The sequence below is a fragment of the Massilia sp. 2TAF26 genome, assembly GCF_052115005.1.
Classification (GTDB): domain Bacteria; phylum Pseudomonadota; class Gammaproteobacteria; order Burkholderiales; family Burkholderiaceae_D; genus Telluria.
In genome coordinates, this window is sequence record NZ_JBFRFV010000103.1 from 1 (window position 1) to 506 (window position 506).

Annotated in this window: 1 protein-coding gene; it reads right to left on the reverse strand. The window is 72.7% G+C overall.

Features of this window, described 5'->3' with window-relative positions; all coding sequences use genetic code 11:
• A partial coding sequence (locus AB4Z32_RS27650; RefSeq protein ID WP_442125007.1) for a HAMP domain-containing protein occupies window positions 1-506 on the reverse strand: 506 nt, incomplete at both ends.

Here is a 506-nt window from a genome sequence, read left to right on the forward strand (position 1 = left end):
GGCGACGTCGGCGTTGAACGAGGCCAGGCGCTCGTAGGCGTCCTGCAGGCGGTCGAGCGCGCCGTTGAAGGCGGTCATCAGGCCCACCAGCTCGGTCGGCAGGTCGTGGGTGGGCATGCGCAGGCCAAGATCGTTGGGGTTCAGCGCGCGGGCGCGCTGCGACAGGCGGTCGACGGGGGCCAGGCCCTTGCGCGCCACCCACCAGCCCAGCAGGCTGACCAGGGCGATGGTCACCAGCGACACGGCCAGCACGCCGACGCCCAGCACGCGGCGCGAGGCGTCGAACGGCGCGGTGTCGGTGGCGATCACCAGCCGCACCTCCGGCCGTTCCAGATAGGGCGGCACGCGCCGGGTCAGCGTCATGTAGCGCTTGCCGTCGAAATGGATCAGGTCGACGCCGTCGCGCGCCCGGGCCAGGGCGTCGTCGGGGGCGAAGCGGAAGCGGGCGTCGGGACAGTCGACCCGGTAGCGGGTGCTGCCGTTGGCGGGGGTGAACGATTCCAGCT